General features: G+C 54.7%; 20 protein-coding genes and 1 pseudogene. 8 read left to right on the forward strand and 13 right to left on the reverse strand.

Annotation, left to right across the window (positions count from 1 at the left end; genetic code table 11):
* Position 1 precedes the first annotated feature (1 nt).
* The 10 genes from ACUTSU_RS17265 to ACUTSU_RS17310 form a co-directional block, all read right to left on the reverse strand.
* On the reverse strand, positions 2-1,255 hold the full coding sequence (locus ACUTSU_RS17265; RefSeq protein ID WP_174354804.1) for a valine--pyruvate transaminase: 1,254 nt from the start codon (positions 1,253-1,255) through the stop codon (positions 2-4).
* A 134-nt stretch (positions 1,256-1,389) separates the two neighbouring features.
* Positions 1,390-3,456, reverse strand: a complete 2,067-nt coding sequence (locus ACUTSU_RS17270) for an alpha-amylase (RefSeq protein ID WP_445652626.1) — start codon at positions 3,454-3,456, stop codon at positions 1,390-1,392.
* Between the two features lie 160 nt (positions 3,457-3,616).
* The gene (gene ghrB, locus ACUTSU_RS17275) at positions 3,617-4,594 is read right to left on the reverse strand and encodes a glyoxylate/hydroxypyruvate reductase GhrB (RefSeq protein WP_445654438.1); all 978 of its coding nucleotides are present in this window, start codon (positions 4,592-4,594) and stop codon (positions 3,617-3,619) included.
* A gap of 158 nt (positions 4,595-4,752) precedes the next feature.
* On the reverse strand, positions 4,753-6,021 hold the full coding sequence (locus tag ACUTSU_RS17280; RefSeq protein WP_445652628.1) for an MFS transporter: 1,269 nt from the start codon (positions 6,019-6,021) through the stop codon (positions 4,753-4,755).
* Between the two features lie 238 nt (positions 6,022-6,259).
* The gene (locus tag ACUTSU_RS17285) at positions 6,260-7,219 is read right to left on the reverse strand and encodes a sugar kinase (RefSeq protein ID WP_445652629.1); all 960 of its coding nucleotides are present in this window, start codon (positions 7,217-7,219) and stop codon (positions 6,260-6,262) included.
* Between the two features lie 6 nt (positions 7,220-7,225).
* Positions 7,226-7,978 (reverse strand): sugar phosphate isomerase/epimerase family protein, encoded by a 753-nt coding sequence (locus tag ACUTSU_RS17290; RefSeq protein ID WP_445652630.1) that lies wholly within the window; start codon positions 7,976-7,978, stop codon positions 7,226-7,228.
* A gap of 182 nt (positions 7,979-8,160) precedes the next feature.
* Positions 8,161-9,177, reverse strand: a complete 1,017-nt coding sequence (locus ACUTSU_RS17295) for a LacI family DNA-binding transcriptional regulator (RefSeq protein ID WP_445652652.1) — start codon at positions 9,175-9,177, stop codon at positions 8,161-8,163.
* A gap of 137 nt (positions 9,178-9,314) precedes the next feature.
* Entirely contained in the window at positions 9,315-9,977 is a 663-nt protein-coding gene (locus ACUTSU_RS17300) for an OmpA family lipoprotein (RefSeq protein WP_445652631.1), read from the reverse strand.
* A gap of 268 nt (positions 9,978-10,245) precedes the next feature.
* Positions 10,246-10,704 carry an N-acetyltransferase gene (locus tag ACUTSU_RS17305; protein ID WP_445652653.1) on the reverse strand — a complete coding sequence of 153 codons (459 nt, stop codon included), beginning with the start codon at positions 10,702-10,704 and terminating at the stop codon, positions 10,246-10,248.
* On the reverse strand, positions 10,680-11,243 hold the full coding sequence (locus tag ACUTSU_RS17310; RefSeq protein ID WP_445652632.1) for a DNA-3-methyladenine glycosylase I: 564 nt from the start codon (positions 11,241-11,243) through the stop codon (positions 10,680-10,682). Before ACUTSU_RS17310 ends, ACUTSU_RS17305 begins: the two co-directional genes overlap by 25 nt.
* A 198-nt stretch (positions 11,244-11,441) precedes the next feature.
* Here ACUTSU_RS17310 and ACUTSU_RS17315 point away from each other — a divergent pair, with 198 nt between their 5' ends.
* Positions 11,442-13,430, forward strand: a complete 1,989-nt coding sequence (locus ACUTSU_RS17315; protein WP_445652633.1) for an autotransporter outer membrane beta-barrel domain-containing protein — start codon at positions 11,442-11,444, stop codon at positions 13,428-13,430.
* A 795-nt stretch (positions 13,431-14,225) separates the two neighbouring features.
* The gene (locus ACUTSU_RS17320) at positions 14,226-14,972 is read left to right on the forward strand and encodes a LuxR family transcriptional regulator (protein ID WP_115183488.1); all 747 of its coding nucleotides are present in this window, start codon (positions 14,226-14,228) and stop codon (positions 14,970-14,972) included.
* On the opposite strand, the gene ACUTSU_RS17325 is transcribed toward ACUTSU_RS17320, so the two are convergent.
* Together ACUTSU_RS17325 and ACUTSU_RS17330 are read right to left on the reverse strand one after the other, a co-directional pair.
* Positions 14,931-15,590, reverse strand: a complete 660-nt coding sequence (locus tag ACUTSU_RS17325) for an acyl-homoserine-lactone synthase (RefSeq protein ID WP_445652654.1) — start codon at positions 15,588-15,590, stop codon at positions 14,931-14,933. The two genes, ACUTSU_RS17320 and ACUTSU_RS17325, sit on opposite strands and share 42 nt — an antisense overlap.
* Positions 15,591-15,953: 363 nt before the next feature.
* A pseudogene (locus tag ACUTSU_RS17330) lies at positions 15,954-16,430 on the reverse strand (MFS transporter); the annotation flags it as partial.
* A 157-nt stretch (positions 16,431-16,587) separates the two neighbouring features.
* On the opposite strand from ACUTSU_RS17330, the gene glyQ reads away from it, so the two are divergent.
* The 6 genes from glyQ to ACUTSU_RS17360 all read left to right on the forward strand — a co-directional run bounded on the left by glyQ (position 16,588) and on the right by ACUTSU_RS17360 (position 25,040).
* A complete protein-coding gene (glyQ, locus tag ACUTSU_RS17335; RefSeq protein ID WP_012004542.1) occupies positions 16,588-17,502 on the forward strand; it encodes a glycine--tRNA ligase subunit alpha in 915 nt (304 codons plus the stop codon).
* A gap of 9 nt (positions 17,503-17,511) precedes the next feature.
* Positions 17,512-19,581: a glycine--tRNA ligase subunit beta gene (gene glyS / locus ACUTSU_RS17340; protein ID WP_445652634.1), complete on the forward strand. Its 2,070-nt coding sequence runs from the start codon at positions 17,512-17,514 to the stop codon at positions 19,579-19,581.
* Positions 19,582-19,914: 333 nt separating this feature from the next.
* Positions 19,915-20,634 (forward strand): DUF3053 domain-containing protein, encoded by a 720-nt coding sequence (locus tag ACUTSU_RS17345; RefSeq protein WP_445652635.1) that lies wholly within the window; start codon positions 19,915-19,917, stop codon positions 20,632-20,634.
* A 548-nt stretch (positions 20,635-21,182) separates the two neighbouring features.
* A complete protein-coding gene (locus tag ACUTSU_RS17350) occupies positions 21,183-23,102 on the forward strand; it encodes a PTS mannitol transporter subunit IICBA (RefSeq protein ID WP_445652636.1) in 1,920 nt (639 codons plus the stop codon).
* Positions 23,103-23,160: 58 nt separating this feature from the next.
* On the forward strand, positions 23,161-24,315 hold the full coding sequence (locus ACUTSU_RS17355; RefSeq protein ID WP_445652637.1) for a mannitol-1-phosphate 5-dehydrogenase: 1,155 nt from the start codon (positions 23,161-23,163) through the stop codon (positions 24,313-24,315).
* A 173-nt stretch (positions 24,316-24,488) separates the two neighbouring features.
* Entirely contained in the window at positions 24,489-25,040 is a 552-nt protein-coding gene (locus ACUTSU_RS17360; protein WP_012004547.1) for an MltR family transcriptional regulator, read from the forward strand.
* Here ACUTSU_RS17360 and ACUTSU_RS17365 read toward each other — a convergent pair.
* Positions 25,037-25,645, reverse strand: a complete 609-nt coding sequence (locus ACUTSU_RS17365; RefSeq protein ID WP_445652638.1) for a LysE family translocator — start codon at positions 25,643-25,645, stop codon at positions 25,037-25,039. The two genes, ACUTSU_RS17360 and ACUTSU_RS17365, sit on opposite strands and share 4 nt — an antisense overlap.
* Positions 25,646-25,691 lie beyond the last annotated feature (46 nt).

Below are 25,691 nucleotides of genomic sequence, written 5' to 3' on the forward strand. Positions count from 1 at the left end.
ATCAGCCCGCTTCCTGGTGCGCGCGTTCGATCTCTTCCGCCAGGATCGCCACGCCACGCTCAATCTTCTCCGGATCCGGCACGTAGTTCATCCGCATGCACTGATGGGTATGCGGCCATTCGTGCTCCAACCCCGGGAAGAAATAGTGGCCCGGCACCATCAGCACGCCACGTTTTTTCAGGCGCTGGTACAGCAATTCGGTGGTGATCGGCAGGTCCTTGAACCACAGCCAGAGGAAAATGGCCCCTTCCGGTTTATGGATCAGGCAGCGTTCTGGCGACAGGTAGCGGCGAATGATCTCGATAGTATGCTCGACACGCTGCTTGTAGAAGGGCCGGATCACTTCGTTGGACAGGCGCAGCAGATCGCCGCGTTCAATCATTTCCGTTGCCATAGCCGGCCCCATGCTGCCCGGTGACAGGCTAATGATGCCGTTCATGTTGGTCAGGGCGCTGATGGTCTTTTCATCGGCGATCACAATGCCGCAGCGCGAACCGGGCAGGCCGAGTTTTGACAGGCTCATGCACAGAATGATGTTAGGGTTCCATAGTGGCGTTGCGTCGCTGAAGATAATGCCGGGGAAGGGCACGCCATAGGCGTTATCGATCACCAGCGGAATATTGCGCTGTTGCGCCAGCCGGTCGAGCTTCATCAGCTCTTCGTCGGTGATCACGTTGCCGGTCGGGTTGGTCGGGCGTGATACGCAGATCATGCCGATATCATCGCCGATATTCAGGTGTTCGAAATCAACGTGATATTTGAACTGGCCTTCCGGCAGCAATTCGATGTTGGGTTTGGCCGAGACAAACAGGCCTTCGTCCAACCCGGCATCGGCATAGCCGATATACTCCGGCGCCAGCGGGAACAGTACGCGGCGGCGGCTGCCGTCGGCATAGCGCCCGGCAAACAGGTTAAACAAGTAGAAAAACGCGCTCTGGCTGCCATTTGTCAGTGCAATATTCTGTGGAGAAATCTGCCAGCCCAGCTCGTCACGCAGCAATTTAGCCAGTGCTTTCAGCAGGGAGTCTTTGCCCTGAGGGCCGTCATAGTTACACAGCGCCTCGGTCAGTTTGCCCTGGTCGAGCATGTCCTGACACAGTTGCTTGAAGTAGCTTTCCATCTCAGGAATTTGCGCCGGATTACCGCCGCCAAGCATGATGGCGCCGGGGGTACGCAAGCCTTCGTTCAGGTCATCCATTAAACGGGTAATGCCCGCGTAACGGGTAAATTTGTCGCCGAAAAGTGAAAAAGTCATAGGTGCAGCTGTAGTGTTTTTAGCAGGTAATCGCCCACCATACCGCCTGACAATTTCCGGCGCAATGCGGTTCATAAAAAAACCACCGGGAGTAAATTTTACCCAATGGTTTTTTATTGGCATATTTCACTGATTTATTGTGACCGATCGCCGACCCACACCACCATCACCTTATCGTCACCGAGCCGACGGCTGAAAGCATAGTATTGCGTCGTTTGCTGCGACAGCTGTTTACCCGCACCGATTGCCGGGTGGCGAGCGCGGAATTGGCCCAGCCGCTGCCAGTGCGCCAGCAGTGGGGCTTTGTCGCCCTGCAGCTCGCTCCAGTTCATATCGGAACGGGTGCCCTGCAACGGATCTGAACCACTCGGGCCAAGCTGACGACCACTTTCATCACCGTAGTAAATTTGTACCGCGCCGGGGGCAAGCAGCAGAAGATCGGCGGCACGCTGTTGCAGTGCCAGCGAACCTTTGGCATCACTGGCAAAGAACAGCCGGGTATCGTGCGAAGAGATATAACTTAACACGTTGAAATAATGAAGCTTGTCGGCCATCTGTTGATAGGTGGCGTCGATGCTGGAAAAACAGCTCAGCGCCTGCGACGCTTGATCCTGGAAATCAAAATTGATCATCGCGTCGAAGCCGTTCTGGTAATAGTCGCTTTTCATCACGCCATGGCCCCAGGCTTCACCGGTCATCCAGAATGGGGCATAATCCAGCGCCTGTTGCGGATGAGCGGCTTTCCACTCGGCCAATGCCGCCGTGGCACGCTGTTTCAGCAGTGCCAGCGTCGGTTTCTCTACGTGTTTGGCGGTGTCGACGCGAAAGCCGTCAATGCCGTAATCGCGTACCCATTGGCTGAGCCAGGTAGTCAGGTAGTCGCGGGTTGTGGCACCGGGAATTTCGCGCGCATCAGTGTCGGGTTTATGGCGATAAAACAGCGGCAGACCGCTGGCACCGGGCGCTTCAGTTTTGATATCCGGGAGGAAGGCCAGCGACATGGTGAGGTCGTCATAACCCGGCGAGTCGTAGTCGCCGATATCGGTACGGATCCAGTTTTTACCCCACCACGTATCCCAACCGGATTTATCACTGAAGTTGATGTAATCGTTGAAGCTGTGCCAGCTTTGTCCCGTGCCCGGCCGCCAGTCGCCCCAGTTTTTACCCAGTGTTTTTTCGATCTCCGCACCTTTCAGATACAGTGAGCCAAACTGGAAGGTCTGCATATCCGCCAGCGTGGCGTAACCGACGTGGTTCACCACCACGTCGAACAGAATGCGGATACCACGCTGGTGGGCTTGCTCGACCAGCGTGCGCAGATCCTGCTCGCTGCCCATGTTGGCATCGAGCCGGGTCCAGTCCAATGCGTAGTATCCGTGATAGGCGTAATGCGGGAAATCGCCCTTGGTGCCGCCGCCAACCCAGCCGTGGATTTGCTCTAGTGGTGAACTGATCCACAGCGCATTGACGCCGAGCTGTTGCAGATAATCGAGCTTTTGCGTCAGGCCGGCCAAATCGCCGCCGTGGAAAGTGCCTATCTCCTGCATACCGTCGCTGCGGCGGCCGTAACTGTGGTCATTGGCCGGGTTACCGTTTTCAAAGCGATCGGTGAGGGCGAAGTAAACCGTGGCGTTGTGCCAGTTGAACGGCGCGGCTTTCTCGCGGCTTGCCGACTCCAGCAACAGTAATCCCCCACTGCCAGCGGCCGGTTGCAGGGTGACTTTGCCCTGACTGACCCTGGTCGTTTGGCCCGAATAGAAATCACGCACCGTTTCGCCTTCGGCAAAGGTCGCGGCCACGTCAAGCGTGACCGGCAAGCCGTTCCAGCGTGGGCAGGTGCGCGCTACCGTAGCGGCGGCGATTTCCGGTGCGGTTTTCAGGCTGAGCTGCAACGTTGGTGTACCGCTGCGGGTGTCGATGCGTACCTGATATTCGCCAGCGCGGAACAGCCGCCAGTTAACCGGTGGGTTATCGCCGCAAGGTTGCAGCGACAGGGCTTGATTCAGTTTGGCCGTGGTGGCCGGCTGCCAACACTGTTGGTCCTGGTAAATCTTTAGCGGCAGTTCACCCTTGGGCAAGGTGGCGTGGCTGGTGAACAAGCCGCTGGCGGACTCGTCAAAGGCCGGGAAGCTTTGCAGCGTCCAGCTCGCCATTGCCGCCGGTGACAGCAGTATCAGCAGGGGAAGGATCTGGCGTTTCATGGCTCTCCTTACGCGTGGCAGGAAGCGTTTTTCTTGTAGGGTAATGCCCAGTGTGACAAATGATGAAAAAGTCGCCTCATCCCAACAGATAATTTTCCGGGAGGAGATGGAAGGGGGAGAGGGATGGAACGAAATGGGCGGCGGGCGCCGCCCTTCATGACTATTTCTTCAGCAGTTGCGGATTCACGCAGTTTTCTTTGACCGTGCCGGTCAGTGCGGCAATCAGGTTGTCGACGGCGCATTCGGCCATGCCATAGCGGGTCTCATGGGTCGCAGAACCGATATGCGGCAGCGCCACTACGTTTGGCAGCTTCAGCAACGGTGAAGACACGTCTAACGGTTCTTTTTCGAACACGTCCAGCCCGGCAGCGTAGATAGTGCCGTTTTGCAGTGCTTCAATCAGTGCCGCTTCATCCACCACCGGGCCGCGACCGGCGTTAATCAAGATGCCACTCTTTTTCATCTTCGCCAGTTGCTCACGGCTGATCATATGGAAGGTTTCATCGGTCAGCGGCAGCGTAATGCAGATGAAATCGGACTCAGCCAATAGGGTATCCAGGTCACAGCGGCGGGCGTTAAAACGTTGTTCCGCTTCTTCGTGTGTGCGGCGGGCGTTATACAACACCGGCATGCCGAAACCGAAGTGCGCACGTCGCGCCAGCGCCAGCCCGATCCGGCCCATCCCGAGAATGCCGATGGTTTTATGGTGCACATCGACGCCAAACCAGTCGGCCCCGATGCTGCCCTGCCATTCGCCGGCCTTGACCCGCTCGGCCACTTCCACCACCCGGCGCGCTGTCGCCAGCACCAGACTCATGATGGTATCGGCGACGGTTTCGGTCAGCACGGTGGGGGTATGCATCAGCAGCACGTTATGGGCATTAAGCGCGTCGACGTCGAAATTATCGTAACCGACGGAAATGGTTGAAGCGGCACGCAGTTTTGGCACCTGCTGCAGGAAAGCCTCATCAATTTTACCGCCGGAACCGATGATCCCCTCCGCCTGTTGCAGCGCCTGGTGCAACTCATCGCAGTTATCCGGGTTCAGGCCGTCGAAGGCGTGCACGGTGAAGTGCTGTTCCAGTCGTTCACGCAGTTCGGCAGGGATGTTTTTGTATAGAACAATAGAAGGCTTCATCACGAACTCCAGCAATACCCTTTTTCAGACTGCAGCGTTGTTAACTGCTCGAACTTCCCCCAGTTACTTAAGTAAGTAACTGGGGGAAGTTCGTTTTTCGCCTGGCTGCAGCCTGAAATTCATTGGGTATATTCAACAGAAAATAAATTATAACGAGACTAAGCCAGTTGTGGCTGGGCCTCGTTGCGAGCGGGTTTGACAACCAGAGTCAGCACCACCGCCACCAGCAGGGCAATGGCCATAAACATATAAGAAGCCGCCGGGCTACCGGTAGCGCCGTTCAGGTAACCGACAAACCACGAGCCGAAGAAGGAGCCCAGCGCACCCATGCTGTTGATCAGTGCCATAGCGCCACCGGCAACGTTTTTCGGCAGCATTTCAGGAATGATGGCGAAGAAAGGCCCATAAGGGGCATACATGGCGGCCCCGGCAATCACCAGCAGGGTGTAAGAGACCCAGAAATGGTTGGCACCGACGGCATAAGAGCCGAAGAAAGCCAGCGCGCCAATCAGCAACAGTGGCCAGACGAACAGCTTACGGTTTTGCATTTTGTCGGAGGCCCAGGACACCAGGATCATGGCGATAGTCGCCGCCAGATAAGGCACCGCCGACAGCCAGCCGGCTTCCACCATGCCCATCTGCATGCCGCTGCGCAGGATGGAAGGCAACCACAGCACGAAGCCATACACGCCAATACTCCAGGCAAAGTACTGTGCGCACAGCAGAATAACGTTGCGTGAGCGGAAGGCTTCACCGTAATTACGCACCGCTTTAATCCCTTTTTGTTCCTCTTCCAGCTGTTGCTGCAACGCCTGCTTTTCATTGTCGCTCAGCCATTTGGCCTGGGCGGGTTTGTCTTTGGCCAGCACCCACCAGCAGAAGGCCCAGATCACCGCCGGAATGCCTTCAAAGATGAACATTTCACGCCAGCCGTAGGCGTGGATCAGGTAGCCGGAAACCACCGACATCCACAGCACCGTTACCGGGTTGCCAAGGATCAGGAAGGTATTGGCGCGTGAGCGTTCTGATTTGGTGAACCAGTTGCTGATGTAAATCAGCATCGCCGGCATGACCGCGGCTTCCACCACGCCGAGGATAAAGCGGATAGCGGCCAGCATGGGGATATTACTGACCATGCCGGTCAGCGAGGCGCAGGCCCCCCACAGGATCAGGCACCAGAAAATCAGTTTTTTAACACTGCGGCGCTCGGCATAGATAGCGCCGGGGATCTGGAAAAAGAAATAGCCGAGGAAAAACAGCGCCCCCAGCAGCGAGGACATGCCCTTGGTGATGCCCAGGTCGTCATTGATGCCGGCGGCCGAAGCAAAGCTGAAGTTGGCGCGATCGAGATAGGCCAGGCTGTAGGTGATAAACACGATGGGCATGATGTACCACCAGCGTTTAGCCGCGATAGTCGCTTTGTTCATGTTCAGGTTCCTTCAGTGGTGTTGCATACCCTTCGTCTTTCACGCTGCAGCGTTGTTACCTGCACTCGCTCACCCCAGTTACTTACTTAAGTAAGCGCCTGGGGACGGGGACTCACGAGCTGGGTGCCTAGCTGCAACTTGAAAGTCATTGGGTATAGGCGATCTCCCGGAAATCTAGTTGTAGGGCTAGAGGCTAACCGTTATGGAGATTGAATGTAGTGATTGGTATTTATTGTGTTTATTCAGCCAGTGCAGCGCGGGTCGGTAAGCCCTCGCTGTCGCCGATGGCCTGGATCGCCAGCGAGCCGATTTTATTGCCGCGTTGAACCGCCTGTTTCAGCGTTTTGCCTTCCAGCAGGGCGCTAAGGGTGCCGACGGCAAAACCGTCGCCTGCTCCCACGGTGTCCACCACGTTGTCGACTTTGATGGCAGCTACGGCCGTCTGATCGCCGGCGGCAGTTTTAAACCAGGCGCCGTCCGGGCCGGTTTTGATAATCACCGCCTGTACGCCGCGCTCCAGGTAAAAATCGGCAATGCCTTCCGGCGTTGATTGGCCAGTGAGGATTTGCCCTTCTTTCAGCCCCGGCAGCACCCAGTCGGCGGCGAACGCCAGCTTATTGAGCTGTTCGATCATCATCTGCTGACTGGACCACAGCACCGGACGCAAATTAGGGTCGAAAGAAATGGTTTTGCCCATTGCACGCATCTCACGTGCGGCATGGTGACACAGCGCCAGCGACTGACCGGACAAGGCTGCCGCTACGCCGCTCAGGTGCAGATGGCGCGCGGAACCGAAGTAATCGCGGTTGAAATCGTCCACAGAAAGATGGCTAGCCGCCGAACCTTTGCGGAAATACTCTACTTTGGGATCGGTACCATTCGTGGTTTTCGATTTGATCTGAAAACCGGTCGGATAATTGCCGTCTACCGTGACCTGCTGGGCGTTGATACCTTCTTTTTTCAATTGTTGCAGGGCAAAACGGCCGAAACTGTCATTGCCGACGCGGCTGACCCAGCCGACGTTCAGGCCCAGACGTGCCAGACCGATCGCCACGTTCAGCTCGGCACCGGCAATGCGTTTGGTGAAAGTTTCTACTTCCGCCATATCACCGGTTTGGTTTGCCACGAACATGGCCATGGCTTCACCCAGGGTGACGACATCTAAGGGGGCGCTATGCGCTGCTGTCAGCGTTGTCATGATGTTTTACTCCGCGCGTAACAGGTTAACGTAGTAGCGGGTTACGTCTTCCAGACTGTCGCCCTGCAATGGGAATTCAATGCCGCGTGGTACATCCTGCGGCAGGCGGGTCAGCAACTCACGCCAGCGGCCGTCACTGTCGTCCAGCGCCACGGCGCGCCAACCGCGCAGGCTATGGGTGGCCGCTTTCACGTGCACATAGCTGACGTGGCGAGCCAGACGCTCGGCAGCGGCGAAGGCGTCTTGCCCGACCCAGTGCCAGTTGGCCATATCGAAAGTCATGCTGACCGGCAGACGGTTATCTTCCGCCGCGTGGAAAAAGGCGTTCAGCAGTGACAGAATGCCGCAGTCCGGGGTCTGGTCATTTTCCACCACCAGGTTGACCGGATGCTGCTCCAGTGCCACTTTCAGTTCGGTAAAATCGAAGCCCGGCTGATAATGGCCCAGGGATAATTTTAACTGGCGTGCGTTTAGCGTCTGGGCTTCCGCCAGCAGAGCCGCCAGGTTTGGGTTCAGAGTGTGCTGTGGGGTAAACAGGGCTTCAGGTGCAGAGTAAACGGCAAACAATTGCTGCTGTTCGATGTCCTGAGCCAGAGCTGACAGGTCCTGTAGATCCTGAGCAGAAAACAGTTCGCGGCGAATTTCTACGCCGTCGGCACCTGCCGCGGCGATGATCGGCAGTAAAGCGGCCTGGCCACCGAGCTGCTGGACGGTATCGGTGCCATAGGCGCCGGTCACTATGATAATTTCTCTGGTCATTTTTGCTCCTGAGGTGGTGTCAGTCCCACCGATACTGTTAACCACAAGTTAAATGGTACCGGTTCCATCCAAAAGCGACAGAGTGTAAAAATATGATCGCAATCACGAACCTGAGCAAAAAATAGTCTGGATGATGCGATAAAGGGGCGTAACAGGCCGCCCCCTGCGGGAAAGGGGGGCGATTACCGGGTGGTGGAGCCGCGTACGATCAGTTCACCGGGGAACATCTGTTCGCTGATGGGGGTATTCAGGCCCTGAATGCGTTGCACCAGTTGTTCTAGTGCCGCATGACCCATTTGATAGGTGGGCTGTTTCAGAGTGGTGATGCCCACCCCGGCTAGTTCGGCCCATTCCAGTTCGTCAAAGCCCAGCAGGCCGATATCGCTGCCCCATTGGATGCCCAATCGGCGCATGGCGCGTGCCACCTGCAGCGTCAGGGAACCATTAGCGGAAATCACCGCCTTGCGCATACCGCGATGGCGGGCGTTAAAGTCGTGGATCACGCCTTCCAGCTGTTTAACGTCGTTAAGCGGAGTTTCGGCCTGTTCGGCCAACAGTCCGGCATGTTGCGCCATGGTCTGGTTAAAGGCGTGCAGCCTTTCCAGGCGGGTATTGACCGTGCCGATCGGCTCACTGAGAAACAAAATGGCTTCGAAACCCTGTTGCAACAGGTGTTCCGTGGCGACGGTTGCCGCTTCGTGATTGTTGAGGCCCACCACATCACAGGCAAAATCAGAGATTTTGCGGTCAATAAGCACCATAGGTAACATCGATTGTTGCAGGGTCGACAGCGCCTCTTCACGCATACCGACGGCGTTGACCACGATGCCCTCTACCCGGTAACTGCTAAGCAATTGCAGGTAGTGCTGTTCCTGATTGACCTCGTTATTGGTATTACACACCAGCAGGGTAAAACCGTGCTGACGACAGGCCGCTTCGATACCGCGCATCACGTCCACCGAGTAGGGATTGGTGATATCGGCAATGATCAGGCCAATCAGTCGCGTTTGGCCGCCCTTCAGGCTGCGTGCCATCTGGCTGGGGCGATAGTCGAGCTGGTTGATCGCCAGTTCGATGCGCTGTTTGAGATCGTCAGAAAGCAGGTGCTGCTCACCATTGAGATAGCGCGATACGCTGGTTTTACCGGTCTTGGCGGTTTTCGCCACATCGCTGATGGTGGCCCGCCCCGAGGCGCGTATTGCCTTAACACTGCTCACAGCCGATCTCCCCTGTGGTTAATTGCCAAGGAGACTAACACACCCGGCGCAGAGCCGGAATGTCCAATGGCGGAGCTGCGGGGTATAGGAAGTGGCGGGGCAGAGCGCCCCGCACGGGATTACTGCAGCGGGCTGAGAGTTAACTCAACGCGGCGGTTTTGCGCCTTGCCTTCTGTGGTGCTGTTGGAGGCGATCGGGTTGTCCGGGCCGGCTCCTGAGGTGCGGATGCGGTTGGCCGCCACACCCTGGGTGATCAGCGCACTACCGACGCCGTCGGCACGTTGCTGCGACAGGGTCATGTTCAGAGCACGGGAACCGGTGCTGTCGGTGTAGCCGATGATGTTAACTGCCGTTTTCGGGTATTCCTTCAACACCATAGCCACGCCGGTCAGGGTATTGGCACCCGCCGGTTTCAGGGTAGCGCTGCTGCTGTCGAAGGTGACGTTATTTGGCATGTTCAGCACGATATTGTCGCCCTGACGGGTCACGCTAACGCCGGTACCTTTCATTTTGTCGCGCAGTTTGGCTTCTTGCACGTCCATGTAATAACCGGCACCGCCGCCCAGTGCGGCACCGGCAGCGGCACCAATCAGTGCGCCTTTGCCGCGGTCTTTTTTAGACGAGGACAGCATGCCGACGCCTGCGCCCAATGCCGCGCCGATCCCTGCGCCAATGCCGGATTTTCCGGCTTCAGATTCCCCGGTGTACGGGTTGGTGGTACAGGCTGACAGCGTGAGCGCAAGGCTCACCGCGCCGGCAATAATCGCAATGCGTTTATTCATGTTTTTTCCCTTGTGGCATCAGAATCTGTGTGCGTCGGTCCAATCTCGGGGACGCTAAATAAACCGTTGGCCGCCTGGCATGCCAGGTTGCGGCGCTACTATGACGCGTATCTCCTCCGGCAGTTCCGGAAAAAAACGTGACAATTTATAAGCGGCTCACGGGCTGCGCTTGTTATCCGGCAAAACGAAAGGGAATACCATGCAGCGGATTCTGAATTGAACGCACCCCGGTGCGGAGTGCGCTGTTTTTAGCCAGAAGTGACAAAAATCAAACGCTGGCAGCCCAGTTCATGATCAATGTATGGGCTTGAGTTTCTTCATTAAACAAACGCTGTGTGACGTGAAAACCCTGCTTATGGTAGAAGGCGCAGGCCCGCAGGTTTTGCTGATAGACCTCCAGGCTTAGCCGAGGATAGCGCTGTTGCACATACGCCATCAGTGCCTGGGCGACGCCACGGCCGTGAAACGCCATGTCAACAAACAGCGCGCCAATAAAACGTTGATCCAACACGCTGATAAAGCCGACGATTTCCCCTTCATGCCAATACGCCCAACTGTGCGCGCGCGGCAGGTAGTTTTCCTGCACCAGGGTGGCGCTTTCAAGCCAGTAGCTTTCCTTCACGAACGGATGGGCGGCGATGGTGCTGGGCAGCCACAGGGCCATCAGTCGCGGCAGATCGCCCGGATGGCAAGGGCGGATCGCTATGGCTTTGGGTAGCAGAGGCAGCCCGTCAGATGATCGTTCACCAGCCCGCTGGCCTGCATAAAGGCGTAACAGGTCGTGGAGCCGATAAATTTAAAACCGCGTTTTTTCAGCGCTTTGGACATGGCATCCGAGCGTTCGGTTTTTGCCGGTACTTCACTTAGCTGTTGCCAACGGTTGAGCAGCGGTTCGCCGTCGACAAACGCCCAGATAAAGCTGACGAAGTCTTCTCCTGCCGCCTCCATCGCCAGATAGGCCCTGGCGTTGGCAATGATGGCTTCGATTTTGCCCCGGTGGCGGATGATACCGCTGTCCTGCAGCAAGATTTCCACCTCTTGTTCAGTGATGGCCGCCACCCGCTGTGGGTTGAAATTGTGGAAGGCACGACGGTAGTTTTCACGCTTTTTCAGCACGGTGATCCAGGAAAGTCCGGCCTGTTGTCCTTCCAGACACAGCATTTCGAACAGTTCATGTGCATCGGTGGTCGGTGCGCCCCATTCCTTGTCATGATACTCGAGATATAACGGATCGGCCGTCACCCAACCGCAACGTTCGTTGACCATACTGACTGTCCTTATGCTGTGTTTATTTACAGTAAGCATCGCCCGAAGTTGCGAACTTGGCAAGCCCCTGATTGTTTTATCAACAACCGGCTTGACGTGGCGAAAAAGCCAGCAATATTTACTAGATGGCCGGTAGCCAAAAAGGCCAATGATAAAAATGTATTTTCCTTCATTTGCTTGGCTCTCAGGAGTCTGTTTATGCCTCTAAAAATAACTCGTATGCCCCGCCCAGCGGTGCTTGCAGTGGCAATATTATGCAGTATGACGCCCCCGGCGCTGGCCTATGACCAACTCTACGTGTTTGGCGACAGTCTAAGCGACACCGGTAACAATGGCCGCTTTACCTACGACAGCAATAAACACCTGTTATATGACGAAGTGCTGGCGCAACGTATCGGTGCCGCGCTGGTGGCATCGGATAACGGCGGTGACAACTATGCCGCCGGTGGTGGCGTGGCGGTGCCGGCGCTTAACCCGGCGGATAACACCCAGGATCAGGTGCAGAGCTATCTCAATCGGGTTAATGACCGGGCCGATGGTGATGGCCTGTATATACACTGGATTGGCGGCAATGATCTGGCTGCGGCGGCGTTAAATCCGGCGACTGCGCCGGGTGTGGCCTACAACAGTGCGGCCGCCGCAGCAGCGCAGGTTCACTCGTTGTTAAATGCCGGCGCCGGAACGGTGATCGTTCCGACGGTGCCGAATATTGGCTCTACGCCTCAACTGATGGAGCTGATTATCCAGCAGGCGCTGACGCCGGTGCAAAACGCGGCAGTGCAGGCGGCCTACGCCACCCTTAATTCGCTGGCGACACCGGACAATGACACGCGGACTCAGGCCATTCACCAGGCGCTGACGGCCGCGGCGGCGCAGGGCAGTGCGCTCCCGCAGGTGCAGCAGGCAATTGCCGCACAGCTGATTGCCGCCTTTGACAGCCTGAGCGCTCAGGCCGGGCAACTGACCGATTTTTATAACCAAAGCGAAGACCGCCTGCTGGCACAGGGCAGCGGCAATATCGTGCGGGTTGACGTAAACCAGCTGTTTAGCGAGGCCATTGCCAATCCGACGCAGTTTGGCTTTACCAATACCGCCGGTATGGCCTGCCCGCCAGGCGTTTCTTCTGCGGTGTGCAGCTCGGCCATGCCGGGATTTGACAGCAACCAATCCTACCTGTTTTCCGATCATTTCCACCCCAGCCCGCAGGCACATCAACTGATTGCCGATTACATTCAGGCGGTGCTGGACGGCCCGGCGCAGGCAGTGGCGCTGAATCAGGCGACGGCGGCGATGGCACGTGACAGCCGTGCTACCCTCGACAGCCGTTTCCAACAGCTACGCAATGGCGGCAACCCGCAAGGCGCGCTGGGCGTATTCGGCGGTTATGCCGGACAACACTATGACTATTCTTCCAATCTGGCGGCAGGTGACGGCAACGCCACCACCCATAATCTGACGGTTGGGGTGGATTACCAGTTGACCGACGGCTGGTTAATTGGGGCGCTGATTTCCGGTTCCAATGACGATCAGCAGCCTTCCAGCCGCTATGAGTACAAGGCGCGCGGCCTGCTGTTCTCGGCCTTTACCGCCCTGGACGTGTTTGAGCACGGTTGGGTGAACGCCGATCTGCACTACGCGACAATGGATTACGATGATATTCGCCGCAGCATGCAGTTAGGGTCGTTAACTCGCACCGAAACCGGCTCGACCTCCGGCAAGCAGTGGGGGGCGCGCCTTACCGCCGGATACGACTTCCCCATTACTTCTTATCTGACTAGCGGCCCGATGGCGCAATTTGCCTGGGATTACAGTAACGTCTCCGGTTACAGCGAGGATGGCAACACCAGCACCTCAATGCGCTTTAACGACCAGACCTACCATTCGCAGATCGGCGCGTTGGGCTGGCGGTTGGACAGCAAGTTTGGTTTGTTTAATCCGTACGCCGAGGTGAGTTATCAGCATCAGTTTGGCGATGATGTCTATCGGGCCGGCGGTGGGCTGAAGTCTACCCAGACCTCTTTTACCCGCGACAGCGCCAATCAGGATAAAAACTGGGTGGATGTGACCCTGGGAGCGAACATGCCGCTGACCGATCAGGTAGCGGCGTTCGCCACCGTTTCGCAAACCGGCGGCCTGAGCAGCGGCGAGCAGTTTATGTATAACGTCGGCGTCAGCGCGCGGTTTTGAGTGGTTGATATATCAGTAAGGGGTCCGGACATCTGGCCCATAATCAATACCGGTTGATGTGGCGGATCGCAGATATAACGGTATGTTGATGCTAGCCAATTAAACAGTGTGGGCACATCTATGATGTATGAGGGATTATTCGATTTGCTATGGATTATTTATGGCACTGAGTGGGGGGGAATCAACGTTATAATGCGATAATTATCGCTCTTTGCATGATGAAATACAGTATTTGACTGTACTTTAGTACAACTATCATTCGAGTTTAAAAAACTTTATTGTTATCTCAGAAAAACAAGACACACATAAAAAAAACTGATCCTGAATCAGGATCAGATAGCCAATTTGGCCAACACCAGGGAAACAATTTTAAATATTATTGTTTTATGTATTTTGATTGTCAATTTCTTTCTTTCACCCTGTCATTTGATGGGGTGAGGGAGTTATTGGTTTTTTCCTCTGATGGCGAATCGTATGTCTTCCTCCGTACTTGCTCGTAACTCCTCACTCCGTATGTTGTGTTCTTGTTTATTTTGTAATAAAAATTAACATAACATGTGTCTGAAGTTTTTCGAAGATAACCACGTTATTTTTCTTTTTTACCTATCCTTTATGTGGCTAAATGGCGCTTATTAATATAAATAAATTCCAATCCGTGATTATTTATATTGTATAGATGGTTTTGGTTGTCTATTTTAATAGTTTAACCTGACTTTTTATCAGTTATGCCGCCAGCAATTTTTATGTTATAATTTTTATTAGCTAAGGATTTTTATTTTTTAAGGAGAGGGTTCAGTGTCAAATTCATTCTTCAATGATGAAACCATCAACACCACCATAAAAAATGATTTGGAAGGTAAACTTAGCGAGTATAGTAACGTGAAGTACGCTTATGCAATAATGAATAAAAGAAACCCGGCGAACTTTGCGATTATTTCTAACGGAACTGAATGGTTTGAATTTTATACAGAAAATAACTATCAATTTATCGACCCGGTTCTTATTACTGCTTCGCGCCGTATTACTCCGTTCTCCTGGGATGAAAATATAATGATTGATCCAGGGTTAAAATTGCCAAGAATTTTTGATATGGCTAAGAATTACAATGTAGTTAATGGCTATACATTTGTGCTGCACGATCATAATCATAATTTGGTGGTGCTTTCTATTATGATTGATAAACATTGCGACTATAATATAGAAGAAAGAATAATAGCCAACCAAGACAAACTTCAAATGCTGCTAATTACTACTCATGATAAGCTTACTGCATTTTACAAGGAAATTAATAGCCCTACCTACTTTGACAAAATGAACAATAAAGGAATATTCTCGAAGCGAGAGAATGAGATAATTTACTGGGCAAGCATGGGTAAATCCTATCAGGAGATTGCGCTCATCCTGGGGATCAAGCTCACCACAATAAAATATCATATTGGTAATGCCGTCAAAAAATTAGGCGTTACCAACGCCAAGCATGCTATCAGGCTAGGCGTTGAACTACAGCTGATCAGACCCGTGCTTCCTGACACGGAAGGTTAATGGCCAGGCATCGCGGTCCGGGGTTAAGCCAGGGTGGGCCAAGTTGATGCGATCGACCAATATCTGCTGGTTGCGATCGTCAACCGGCATGTAAATCAGGTAAATTCGCTGGTTTTTCTCTGATTGCCCTTGCTCGACTACTGTAATTTCCCAACCGGATCTTTGGAAGATAATCAGCATGGAATGGCTGATAATTGCATAAATCCCTTGGTAATCATAATTTCTTGCATAATTGATCATAGATAAAAACAGTAGTGAACTGATCGGTTCATTTTGTAATTTCATCGCCTGCACACGTCCTTTATCGATAAAAAGCCTACTGGCCTCAACAAAGTTACCTTCAGGAAGTTCTATTTTATTAAAATAGGATTTAAACGTGCCAGTAATCATATTATTGTATTTTGTTTCTATAAATCGCAGACTGCAGACTACCATATTTTCATACATACCAAAAAGGTACGTAGTATGATTGTTATCATACTCGTCAAATTCCATATTGTTTTCGCAATTAACAATCCAGTTGAGACGGTCTTTAAATGTCTTCTTTCTTAAAGAGAATAATTCTTTAGAACGGTTATCCGACAGTAGATTGTAATCCACATCAAAGATTTCTATCATTTCTACATCTTCCATAATCGAATTTTAAATTTAATTTCGTCTTGCGACAATGCTGGGGTGCGGTAGACAATCCTACCAGAGTCAAGTCGGCAAGTAAATTTTTAGCCTGTGAGGTAAATAATTGATGATTGGTTTCTATAATAAAGTGTTTCTTTTGTGTGATGATTGTTATTTTAACAATCACATTTTTGTTTGCGGATTATCTCTTGGAATGTTTCACATGAGGATGTCTTTTTAAGCACGATTATTGTCGGTATGTTATCAATTCTGTGAATAATAGAAATGTTCTTGTCTGCAGGTACAGAAGTTAACTTAATTCGACAGACGCTAACCTGACGGCATCCTTGCCTCATGGTTTTGTTGTTATCGCTGCGCTGCGTGCTGAATACCTCGGTGGTGCGGCGAGCTGTCGGCTCCCATCTTTCTTTCCGGCTGTAGCAGGGTCATGCACAGCATGCTGCAGAAGGACACCACGGCGGTGGCGAAGAACATCGCGCCATAGCCGTGGTGCTGCGCCAACCAACAGCTCAGCATAGGTGCAGTGATTGAGGCAATATTGGCTATCGCCAGCGTCATACCGCTGTAGGTGCCTACTGAAGCCTTGGGTGTGACGTCGATCACCACCGACCAATACACATTATTCACCAGCGCATTCAGCGCGTTTCCCAACGTCATCAGCAAAATGATTTCGGTGGGCGTGCTCATAAAGGGGATCAACAGGAAGCAGGTGGCGGTCAGCAGCAGCGTTACCGCCGCAAACAGGTTGCGGGCCAGCCGCAGATTGCCGAAGCGTCTCAGTAGCGCATCGGCGATGCGGCCGCCGAACAGAACGGTGAAACAGTACCATTCGGACGCATTTGCCCCATTTCAGTGCGTAAAAACGCCACGCTTCTTTGATGATTCACACTTGTTGCCGGATTCGGGCTGTATATCTTACGGTCAACGGGTATACTGGCGCATCCCATTTAAATCCACTTGTATCGCGTGCGAATTCAACATGCAAAAGTTTGATACCAAGACCTTCCAGGGCCTGATCCTGACACTGCAGGACTATTGGGCGCGCCAGGGCTGCACCATCGTTCAACCATTGGACATGGAAGTCGGCGCGGGAACCTCACACCCGATGACGTGCCTGCGCGCACTGGGACCGGAGCCAATGGCTACCGCCTACGTGCAGCCGTCCCGCCGTCCGACCGACGGCCGCTACGGTGAAAACCCAAACCGTCTGCAACATTATTATCAATTCCAGGTGGTGATTAAACCATCGCCGGACAACATTCAGGAACTGTACCTGGGCTCGTTGAAAGAGCTGGGTCTGGATCCGACCATTCACGACATCCGCTTCGTAGAAGATAACTGGGAAAACCCGACGCTCGGCGCCTGGGGCCTGGGCTGGGAAGTGTGGCTGAACGGCATGGAAGTGACGCAGTTCACTTACTTCCAGCAGGTCGGCGGCATGGAATGCAAACCGGTGACCGGCGAGATCACTTACGGCCTTGAGCGCCTGGCGATGTACATCCAGGGCGTGGACAGCGTTTACGATCTGGTATGGAGCGACGGCCCGCTGGGTGTAACCACCTACGGCGATGTGTTCCATCAGAACGAAGTGGAGCAGTCCACTTACAACTTCGAATACGCTGACGTGGACTTCCTGTTCTCCTGCTTTGAGCAGTACGAGAAAGAAGCCCAGTCACTGCTGGCGCTGGAGAAACCACTGCCGCTGCCGGCTTATGAACGTATTCTGAAGGCTGGCCACACCTTCAACCTGTTGGATGCGCGCAAGGCGATCTCGGTGACCGAGCGTCAACGTTATATTCTGCGTATCCGCACGCTGACCAAAGCTGTTGCCGAGGCCTACTACGCTTCTCGCGAAGCGCTGGGCTTCCCAATGTGCAAAAAGAACAAGAGCTAAGAGGCAGCCATGACTCAACAGACTTTCCTGGTGGAAATCGGCACGGAAGAGCTGCCGCCGAAGGCTCTTCGTTCACTGGCAGAATCCTTTGCCGCGAATTTTACCGCTGAGCTCGATAGCGCTAACCTCGAGCACGGCGAAGTGAGCTGGTTTGCCGCGCCGCGCCGTCTGGCGCTGAAAGTGGCTAATTTAAGCGCTGCACAGGCCGATCGCGAAGTCGAAAAACGCGGCCCGGCTATTGCCCAGGCGTTTGACGCCGAAGGCAAGCCAAGCAAGGCGGCCGAAGGCTGGGCACGCGGTTGCGGCATTACCGTCGATCAGGCCGAACGCCTGGCGACCGACAAAGGCGAATGGCTGCTGTACCGCGCCCATGTTAAAGGTCAGTCCGCGCAAGCGCTGCTGGCAGGCATGGTCAGCAATTCACTGGCCAAACTGCCGATCCCGAAACTGATGCGTTGGGGCGATTCCGACGTGCAGTTCGTGCGTCCGGTGCACACCGTGACGATGCTGCTGGGTGCGGAACTGATCCCAGGTACCGTGCTGGGCATCGATTCCGCGCGTACGGTTCGCGGCCACCGTTTTATGGGTGAAGCGGAATTCACTATCGACAATGCCGACCAATATCCGCAGATCCTGCAGGAGCGCGGTAAGGTGATCGCCGATTACGAAACCCGTAAGGCGATGATCAAGCGTGACGCCGAGCTGGCTGCTTCGACCATTGGCGGCAAGGCCGATCTGAGCGAAAGCCTGCTGGAAGAAGTGGCCTCGCTGGTTGAATGGCCGGTGGTGTTGACCGCCAAATTCGAAGATAAATTCCTGGCGGTGCCGGCGGAAGCGCTGGTGTACACCATGAAGGGCGACCAGAAGTATTTCCCGGTGTATGACGCCGTGGGCAAACTGCTGCCGAACTTTATCTTCGTGGCCAACATCGAATCCAAAGATCCGCAGCAGATTATCTCCGGTAATGAGAAGGTAGTGCGTCCGCGTTTGGCCGATGCCGAGTTCTTCTTCAACACCGACCGCAAAAAACGTCTGGAAGATAACCTGCCGCGTCTGGAAACCGTGCTGTTCCAACAGCAACTGGGCACCCTGCGCGACAAGACCGATCGTATTCAGGCGCTGGCGGGCTGGGTTGCCGGCCAGATTGGTGCCGACGTTAACCACGCCACCCGTGCGGGCCTGCTGTCGAAGTGCGATCTGATGACCAACATGGTCTTCGAATTCACCGACACCCAGGGCGTGATGGGCATGCACTACGCGCGTCATGACGGCGAAGCTGAAGACGTGGCGGTTGCGCTGAACGAACAGTACCAGCCGCGCTTTGCCGGTGATGCACTGCCGGAGTCGCTGGTGGCCTGTTCGTTGGCGATTGCCGACAAGATGGACACCCTGGCCGGCATTTTCGGCATCGGGCAACATCCGAAAGGCGATAAGGATCCGTTCGCACTGCGCCGTGCTGCATTGGGGGTGCTGCGTATCATCGTCGAGAAAAACCTGACGCTGGATCTGCTGACCCTGACCGAAGAGGCCGTGCGCCTTTACGGCAGCAAGCTGACCAACGCCAAAGTTGTCGATGAAGTGGTCGAGTTCATGCTGGGCCGTTTCCGCGCCTGGTATCAGGAAGAAGGCCACGCGGTAGACACCATTCAGGCGGTGTTGGCTCGTCGTCCGACCAAACCGGCGGACTTCGATGCGCGCGTTAAAGCGGTGACCCACTTCCGTACCCTGGAAGCGGCAGCTGCACTGGCTGCGGCCAATAAACGCGTTTCCAATATCCTGGCCAAATCTACCGATACGCTCAATGACCGCGTCCATGCCTCGGTATTGAAAGAAGCGGCTGAGATTCAACTGGCGACCCATCTGGTGGTGCTGCGCGATAAGCTGGAGCCGTATTTTGCGGCAGGCAACTATCAGGATGCGTTGGTGGAGCTGGCTGACCTGCGTGAGCCGGTCGATGCGTTCTTCGACAACGTCATGGTAATGGCAGAAGACGAAGCGGTGCGTGTGAACCGTCTGACGCTGCTGAGTAAGCTGCGTGAGCTGTTCTTGCAGGTGGCGGATATCTCCGTGCTGCAATAAGCGGTTCTGCTGTGAAAAGGCGCCTGCGGGCGCCTTTTCTATTGCTGTCGGCGCAGTGGGCGGTTTTGTGTCAAACCTGTTCCTTTTAACGCTGCCAATAGCTCACTGACTTGGGGGCTGAATTGGGGGGTAGGGCTTGATTTCTTCGCTCTCAAATCATGTTCGACCTGGTTTCAGGTATCGCTATTACTTCCCTTTCACCGAAGAATAAGCCCCGAAAGGTGAATCGCGTATCGGATCGCACTCAGTTGATCTATTCTTATAGGTGCAGGGAGTGCAGCAAAAGGGACGGAGTCCGATGAAAAAGCAGGTTTATAACAGGAGTTATGTCACATGGCGGTAGGGATCCAGAGCAGAAATTTCGCGCGTTGGTTGGCCCCGGTATTGGCATTGTTGGTGGTCATGCAGCTGACTGCTTGCGGCGATAAAGAGCCGGAACAACGCAAGGCGTTTATAGATTACATACAGAACACGGTGATGCGCAGCGGCGCGAAAATCCCGACGCTGAGCGAAGATCAGAAACAGAAGTTCGGCAACTATGCTGGTGATTACGCTATTTTGGTCGGTTTTTCACAGCAGTTGTCCAAATCACTGGATGCCAGCCTGACGCCGGCGCTGGATCAAATTAACCAGATCCGCACCGCACAGGACTACATGAGCAAGCGCGATTCGCTGCAGCAATCCGTTGGGGCGCTGAACCTACTGGGGCAGCAGATCCAGTCGGCCAAGTCGCAGGCGGATACCGCCCGGGCAGCGCTGAAGCAACCTGACGATCTGAAAGCCGTGTATAACCAGGCCTACGACAAAATTGTCACCGGGCCGGCCAATGCGTTGATGCCGGTTATTCCAGCTACCGCCAGTTTCGTTCAGGATCTGGTGCAGGTTGGGGATTTCCTGCGTACACAGGGTAATCAGGTGAGCTTTAACAATAACGGCGTGCAATTGCGTACTTCCCAGCAGGCAACGCAGTACAACACCATGATGTCGAATCTGGTCGCCAAGCAGCAGGATTTACTGAACGCACAGAAAACCGTCTCAAGCGTCACCCAGTAATAGTAGAAAGGCAGAGGCTGGTATCTCGGCTTCTGCCTTTCTGTTCCAAGAATTCCCGCCCAGTCTTTCCAATCACTTGCTCACTTCTTGCGCGTCGCTTCTGTACTACACTTCAATCAATCATCTTTTTCCGATATGTAGTTTTCTTTCATTCATCGCACTGCTATTTCCCGACGGGATGAATGCTCACAGGGAAGAACACCTCCAGACCAGGATTCGGTAACCATCAATAAATAAATTGTGATTAATGTCACAATTTAAAAACAAACACGCAATGTAAAAACGTGATCATAATCGCATTTTATTGGGATTTCAGGGCGAATCTTGCTCGTTGTATTTTTTCTACACCGATTAAATGTGATTCAGATCACTATAAGTGCCCATTGAGTAGGGTGGTATTGGTGATCTGAATCACAAAAAACTCGTGAAGTTCGCACAGTAAAAACAGCGTGATAGAGTCCATTTCGCGTACAGCCACAACACAGCTGGATCGTAACAACAATAATCACGCGCTCTATTGTCAGCGCGTAACAATAGGGGTGTGTTTTATGTTTTCACCAGACATCAAAGTCAAAGTTCAGAACTTTGGCCGCTTCTTAAGCAACATGGTGATGCCCAACATTGGCGCATTTATCGCCTGGGGTATCATCACCGCGCTATTCATTCCTACCGGTTGGCTGCCGAACGAAACCTTAGCCAAGTTGGTTGGCCCAATGATCACTTACCTGCTGCCGCTGCTGATCGGTTTCACCGGTGGCCGCTTGGTGGGGGGCGAGCGCGGCGGCGTGGTCGGTGCCATCACTACCATGGGTGTGATTGTCGGTGCCGACATGCCAATGTTCCTCGGTGCGATGATTGCCGGTCCGCTGGGCGGCTGGGCGATCAAGCATTTTGACCGCTGGGTAGACGGCAAGATCAAAAGCGGTTTTGAGATGTTGGTGAACAACTTCTCCGCTGGCATTATCGGTATGCTGCTGGCCATTCTGTCGTTTATGGCGATTGGTCCGCTGGTAGAAGGGTTGTCGCATATCCTGGCTGCCGGTGTAAATATCATGGTGACCAACAACCTGTTGCCGCTGGCGTCCATCTTCGTGGAACCGGCGAAAATCCTGTTCCTGAATAACGCGATTAACCACGGCATCTTCTCACCGCTGGGCATTCAGCAGGCGACAGAAACCGGCAAATCCATCTTCTTCCTGATCGAAGCCAACCCAGGCCCGGGTTTGGGCGTGCTGATGGCCTACATGTTCTTTGGCCGCGGCAGTGCCAAGCAGTCTGCCGGTGGTGCGGCGATCATCCACTTCTTCGGTGGTATCCACGAAATCTACTTCCCGTACGTGCTGATGAACCCACGCCTGCTGTTGGCGGTGATCCTGGGTGGCATGACCGGGGTATTCACCTTGACCCTGTTGAATGGCGGTTTGGTTTCACCGGCTTCACCGGGTTCGATTCTGGCGGTGCTGGCGATGACGCCGAAGGGCGCTTATTTCGCCAACCTGGCGGCTATCGGTGCGGCATTTGTGGTGTCATTCGTGGTCGCCAGCTTCCTGCTGAAGACCTCAAAAGTGAAAGAAGAGGACGGCCTGATCGATGCCACTCGCCGTATGCAAGAAATGAAGTCGCAGTCTAAAGGCGGCGCGGCGGCTCATGCAGCGGTCGATGGCGACCTGACCACGGTACGTAAAATCATCGTTGCCTGCGATGCCGGCATGGGTTCCAGTGCGATGGGGGCCGGGGTGCTGCGCAAAAAAGTGGCGGATGCCGGGCTGAAAAATATCTCGGTGACCAACAGCGCCATCAATAGCCTGCCGGACGATGTTGATCTGGTGATTACTCACCGCGATCTGACCGAACGAGCGATGCGCCATGCGCCACAGGCTCAGCATATCTCGCTGACCAACTTCCTCGACAGCAAGCTGTACAGCGATCTGACCGAGCGTCTGGTGGCGGCCAACAAAACCACCGATAACCAACAGAAAGTCATCAGCCGGCTTGACGATAGCTTTGAAGCGAGCGAGCAAAACCTGTTCAGACTCAGCGAAAGTAACGTGTTCCTTAACCTGCAGGCCAGCGACAAGGAACAGGCGATCCGCTTTGCCGGTGAGCAACTGGTCAAGGGCGGCTACGTCGAGCCGGAATACGTTCCTGCAATGCTGGAGCGCGAAAAACTGACCTCCACCTATCTGGGCGAGTCGATCGCCGTGCCGCACGGCACCATCGAAGCCAAAGACCGGGTACTGCGCACCGGCGTGGTGTTCTGCCAATACCCGCAGGGCGTACGTTTCGGTGATGAAGAGGACGAGGTAGCTCGGCTGGTCATCGGTATTGCCGCACGCAATAACGAACATATCCAGGTGATCACCAGCCTGACCAACGCGTTGGATGACGAGGGCGTCATCGAACGACTGGCGCATACCACCAATGTGCAGGAAGTGCTGGATCTGCTGGGCGGCAAAAAACGCGGATAACGGAATCATTTTAAGGGGTGCAGCTTGCTGCACCCTTCGACATTAGAAAGGTAGGAATATGAAAGCATTACATTTCGGTGCGGGGAATATTGGCCGTGGTTTTATCGGCAAGCTACTGGCGGACGCGCAGGCCGAACTGACCTTTGCCGACGTTAACCAGACGGTGCTGGACCTGCTCAGCAGCCGTAAAAGCTACCAGGTCAACGTGGTCGGTGAGCAGGCCCGGGTCGAGCAGGTCAACAATGTCAGCGCAGTGAATAGCGGCAGTGAAGAGGCGGTTGCGCTGATTGCCGAAGCGGATGTCGTGACCACCGCCGTGGGCCCACAGATCCTGGCTAAGATTGCCGGGACTATCGCCAAAGGGTTAATCAAACGTCGTCAGCAAGGCAACAGCCAACCGCTGAACATCATCGCCTGCGAGAACATGGTGCGTGGCACCAGCCAGTTAAAGCAGCACGTGTTCGATGTGTTGCCGCAGGAAGATCAGGCATGGGTCGAACAGCATGTTGGCTTCGTTGATTCGGCGGTTGACCGCATTGTACCGCCGACGGAAGCGGGCAGCAGCGATCCGCTGGAAGTGACGGTTGAAACCTTCAGCGAGTGGATTGTCGATCAAACCCAGTTCAAGGGCCAGCCACCGGCAATCGCCGGCATGGAGCTGACCGATAACCTGATGGCGTTTGTTGAGCGTAAGTTGTTCACGCTCAATACCGGCCATGCGATTACCGCTTATCTTGGCCAACAGGCCGGCCTGCTGACCATCCGCGATGCCATTCTCGACCCGGCGATCCGCCGTGTGGTGAAAGGTGCGATGGAAGAGAGCGGTGCAGTGCTGATCAAACGCTACGGTTTTGACGCCGCCAAGCATGCCGCTTACATTGAAAAAATCCTCAGCCGCTTTGAAAACCCCTATCTGCACGATGACGTGGAGCGTGTGGGCCGTCAGCCACTGCGTAAGCTGAGCGCTGGCGATCGCCTGATCAAGCCGCTGCTCGGCACGCTGGAATACGGTCTGCCGCATGACAATCTGATCCAGGGTATTGCCGCCGCCATGAGCTACCGCAGCGAGCAGGATCCGCAGGCCAAAGAGCTGGTGGAACTGCTGGCCAAACTGGGGCCAAAAGCGGCGCTGGCGCAAATTTCCGGCCTGCCGGCGGAAAGTGAGGTTGTAGAACAGGCCATTGCTGTGTATAACGCCATGCAGCGCCAATAGGCTATTTTACTTGCCATTTTACGGTTGGGCAGTGCTCGAATTCCTCACGTACTACGTGTACGCTCCGGATTCTGCGCGCTGTCCGCCCGCAAACTGGCTGCGACAATAACGCCTATGGTATTAAATTAGTGGCCAATACAGCATACCCCTCCCACGCCATTCGAAAAGCGACGATGGAAGAAGCACAGGCATTTGAAAATAAGGTTCTGGAACGGCTGAACGCAGGCAAGACGGTGCGCAGTTTTCTGATCGCGGCGGTAGAGCTGCTGGCGGAAGCGCTGAACGTTCTGGTGGTGCAGGTGTTCCGCAAAGATGACTATGCGGTGAAGTATGCCGTCGAACCGCTATTGTCCGGCGCCGGTCCATTGGGTGAGCTGTCGGTGCGCCTGAAGCTGATGTATGGGCTGGGGGTGATCTCACGTCACGAATACGAAGACGCCGAACTGCTGATGGCGATGCGTGAAGAACTGAACCACGACGGGGCGGAATACCGTTTTGTCGATGATGAAATCCTCGGGCCGTTCGGTGAACTGCATTGCGTGGCTGCGCTGCCGCCGGTACCGACCTTCCTGCAGCCCGGCGAAGCGGAAGAATCGCTGATCGCCATGCAGCGTCAGCGATACCAACAGGTGTTACGTTCCACTATGGTGCTGTCGGTCACCGATCTGATCGCCGGCATCGGTGCCAAGCAACCGTCCCGGCTTTCCCCGCTTGGCCGCAATTAAGCAAAGGCCGCGCGCCACTCGTCGAATAACAGCCACAGTGCCGTGGCTGCCATCAAGCCCGCCATGACGCCGTTAAACAACCGCAGTTTCCAGGTCACGCGTAGCGCATCACGCAGCCGATCGCCCAATATCGCCCACACCAGTACGCAAGGAATGTTCAGGGCGGTGAAACCGGCAATGATCATCAGCGTATGGCCAAGGCTGGCCCCTTCACGCGGGGTGAACAGAATGGCGACGTTAATCGCCATCAGCCAGGCTTTGGGATTCACCGCCTGAAACAGCGCGCCGTTGAGCAAGCGCATCGGCTGTGCCTGCTGTTTGGCATCCGGCGAGGTTGCCTGGAACAGCTTCCACGACAACCACAGTAAATAGGCACAGCCAATCACCGCCAGCGGGAAACGTATCGCTCCGGCCCAACTCAGCACCAGCGCCAGCAGGCTAGTGGTCAGGGCCAACTGTACCCCACAACCCAGGCTGATGCCGAACACCATCGGCATGGTGCGGCGCAGACCAAAATTGACCCCGGACGAGGCCAGCAGCAGGTTGTTGGGGCCGGGGGTGATCGACATCACCGTGACATAACTGATAAAGGCGGAGTCCAGCATAATGGGTTCCTTACAAGGGCTGAGAAGCAAGGGAACCAGCATAAAA

Source organism: Serratia sp. NA_13, from assembly GCF_052691735.1.

Excerpts from the sequence above, each read along its gene's own strand:
- glyQ (WP_012004542.1), top strand. The coding sequence starts at position 16,588 with ATGCAAAAGTTTGATACCAAGACCTTCCAGGGCCTGATCCTGACACTG.
- ghrB (WP_445654438.1), bottom strand. The coding sequence starts at position 4,594 with ATGAAGCCTTCTATTGTTCTATACAAAAACATCCCTGCCGAACTGCGT.
- ACUTSU_RS17280 (WP_445652628.1), bottom strand. The coding sequence starts at position 6,021 with ATGAACAAAGCGACTATCGCGGCTAAACGCTGGTGGTACATCATGCCC.
- ACUTSU_RS17285 (WP_445652629.1), bottom strand. The coding sequence starts at position 7,219 with ATGACAACGCTGACAGCAGCGCATAGCGCCCCCTTAGATGTCGTCACC.
- ACUTSU_RS17325 (WP_445652654.1), bottom strand. The coding sequence starts at position 15,590 with ATGATAGAAATCTTTGATGTGGATTACAATCTACTGTCGGATAACCGT.
- ACUTSU_RS17360 (WP_012004547.1), top strand. The coding sequence starts at position 24,489 with ATGGAAGAAGCACAGGCATTTGAAAATAAGGTTCTGGAACGGCTGAAC.
- ACUTSU_RS17290 (WP_445652630.1), bottom strand. The coding sequence starts at position 7,978 with ATGACCAGAGAAATTATCATAGTGACCGGCGCCTATGGCACCGATACC.
- ACUTSU_RS17355 (WP_445652637.1), top strand. The coding sequence starts at position 23,161 with ATGAAAGCATTACATTTCGGTGCGGGGAATATTGGCCGTGGTTTTATC.
- ACUTSU_RS17345 (WP_445652635.1), top strand. The coding sequence starts at position 19,915 with ATGGCGGTAGGGATCCAGAGCAGAAATTTCGCGCGTTGGTTGGCCCCG.
- ACUTSU_RS17365 (WP_445652638.1), bottom strand. The coding sequence starts at position 25,645 with ATGCTGGACTCCGCCTTTATCAGTTATGTCACGGTGATGTCGATCACC.
- ACUTSU_RS17265 (WP_174354804.1), bottom strand. The coding sequence starts at position 1,255 with ATGACTTTTTCACTTTTCGGCGACAAATTTACCCGTTACGCGGGCATT.
- ACUTSU_RS17350 (WP_445652636.1), top strand. The coding sequence starts at position 21,183 with ATGTTTTCACCAGACATCAAAGTCAAAGTTCAGAACTTTGGCCGCTTC.
- ACUTSU_RS17270 (WP_445652626.1), bottom strand. The coding sequence starts at position 3,456 with ATGAAACGCCAGATCCTTCCCCTGCTGATACTGCTGTCACCGGCGGCA.
- ACUTSU_RS17300 (WP_445652631.1), bottom strand. The coding sequence starts at position 9,977 with ATGAATAAACGCATTGCGATTATTGCCGGCGCGGTGAGCCTTGCGCTC.
- ACUTSU_RS17310 (WP_445652632.1), bottom strand. The coding sequence starts at position 11,243 with ATGGTCAACGAACGTTGCGGTTGGGTGACGGCCGATCCGTTATATCTC.
- glyS (WP_445652634.1), top strand. The coding sequence starts at position 17,512 with ATGACTCAACAGACTTTCCTGGTGGAAATCGGCACGGAAGAGCTGCCG.
- ACUTSU_RS17315 (WP_445652633.1), top strand. The coding sequence starts at position 11,442 with ATGCCTCTAAAAATAACTCGTATGCCCCGCCCAGCGGTGCTTGCAGTG.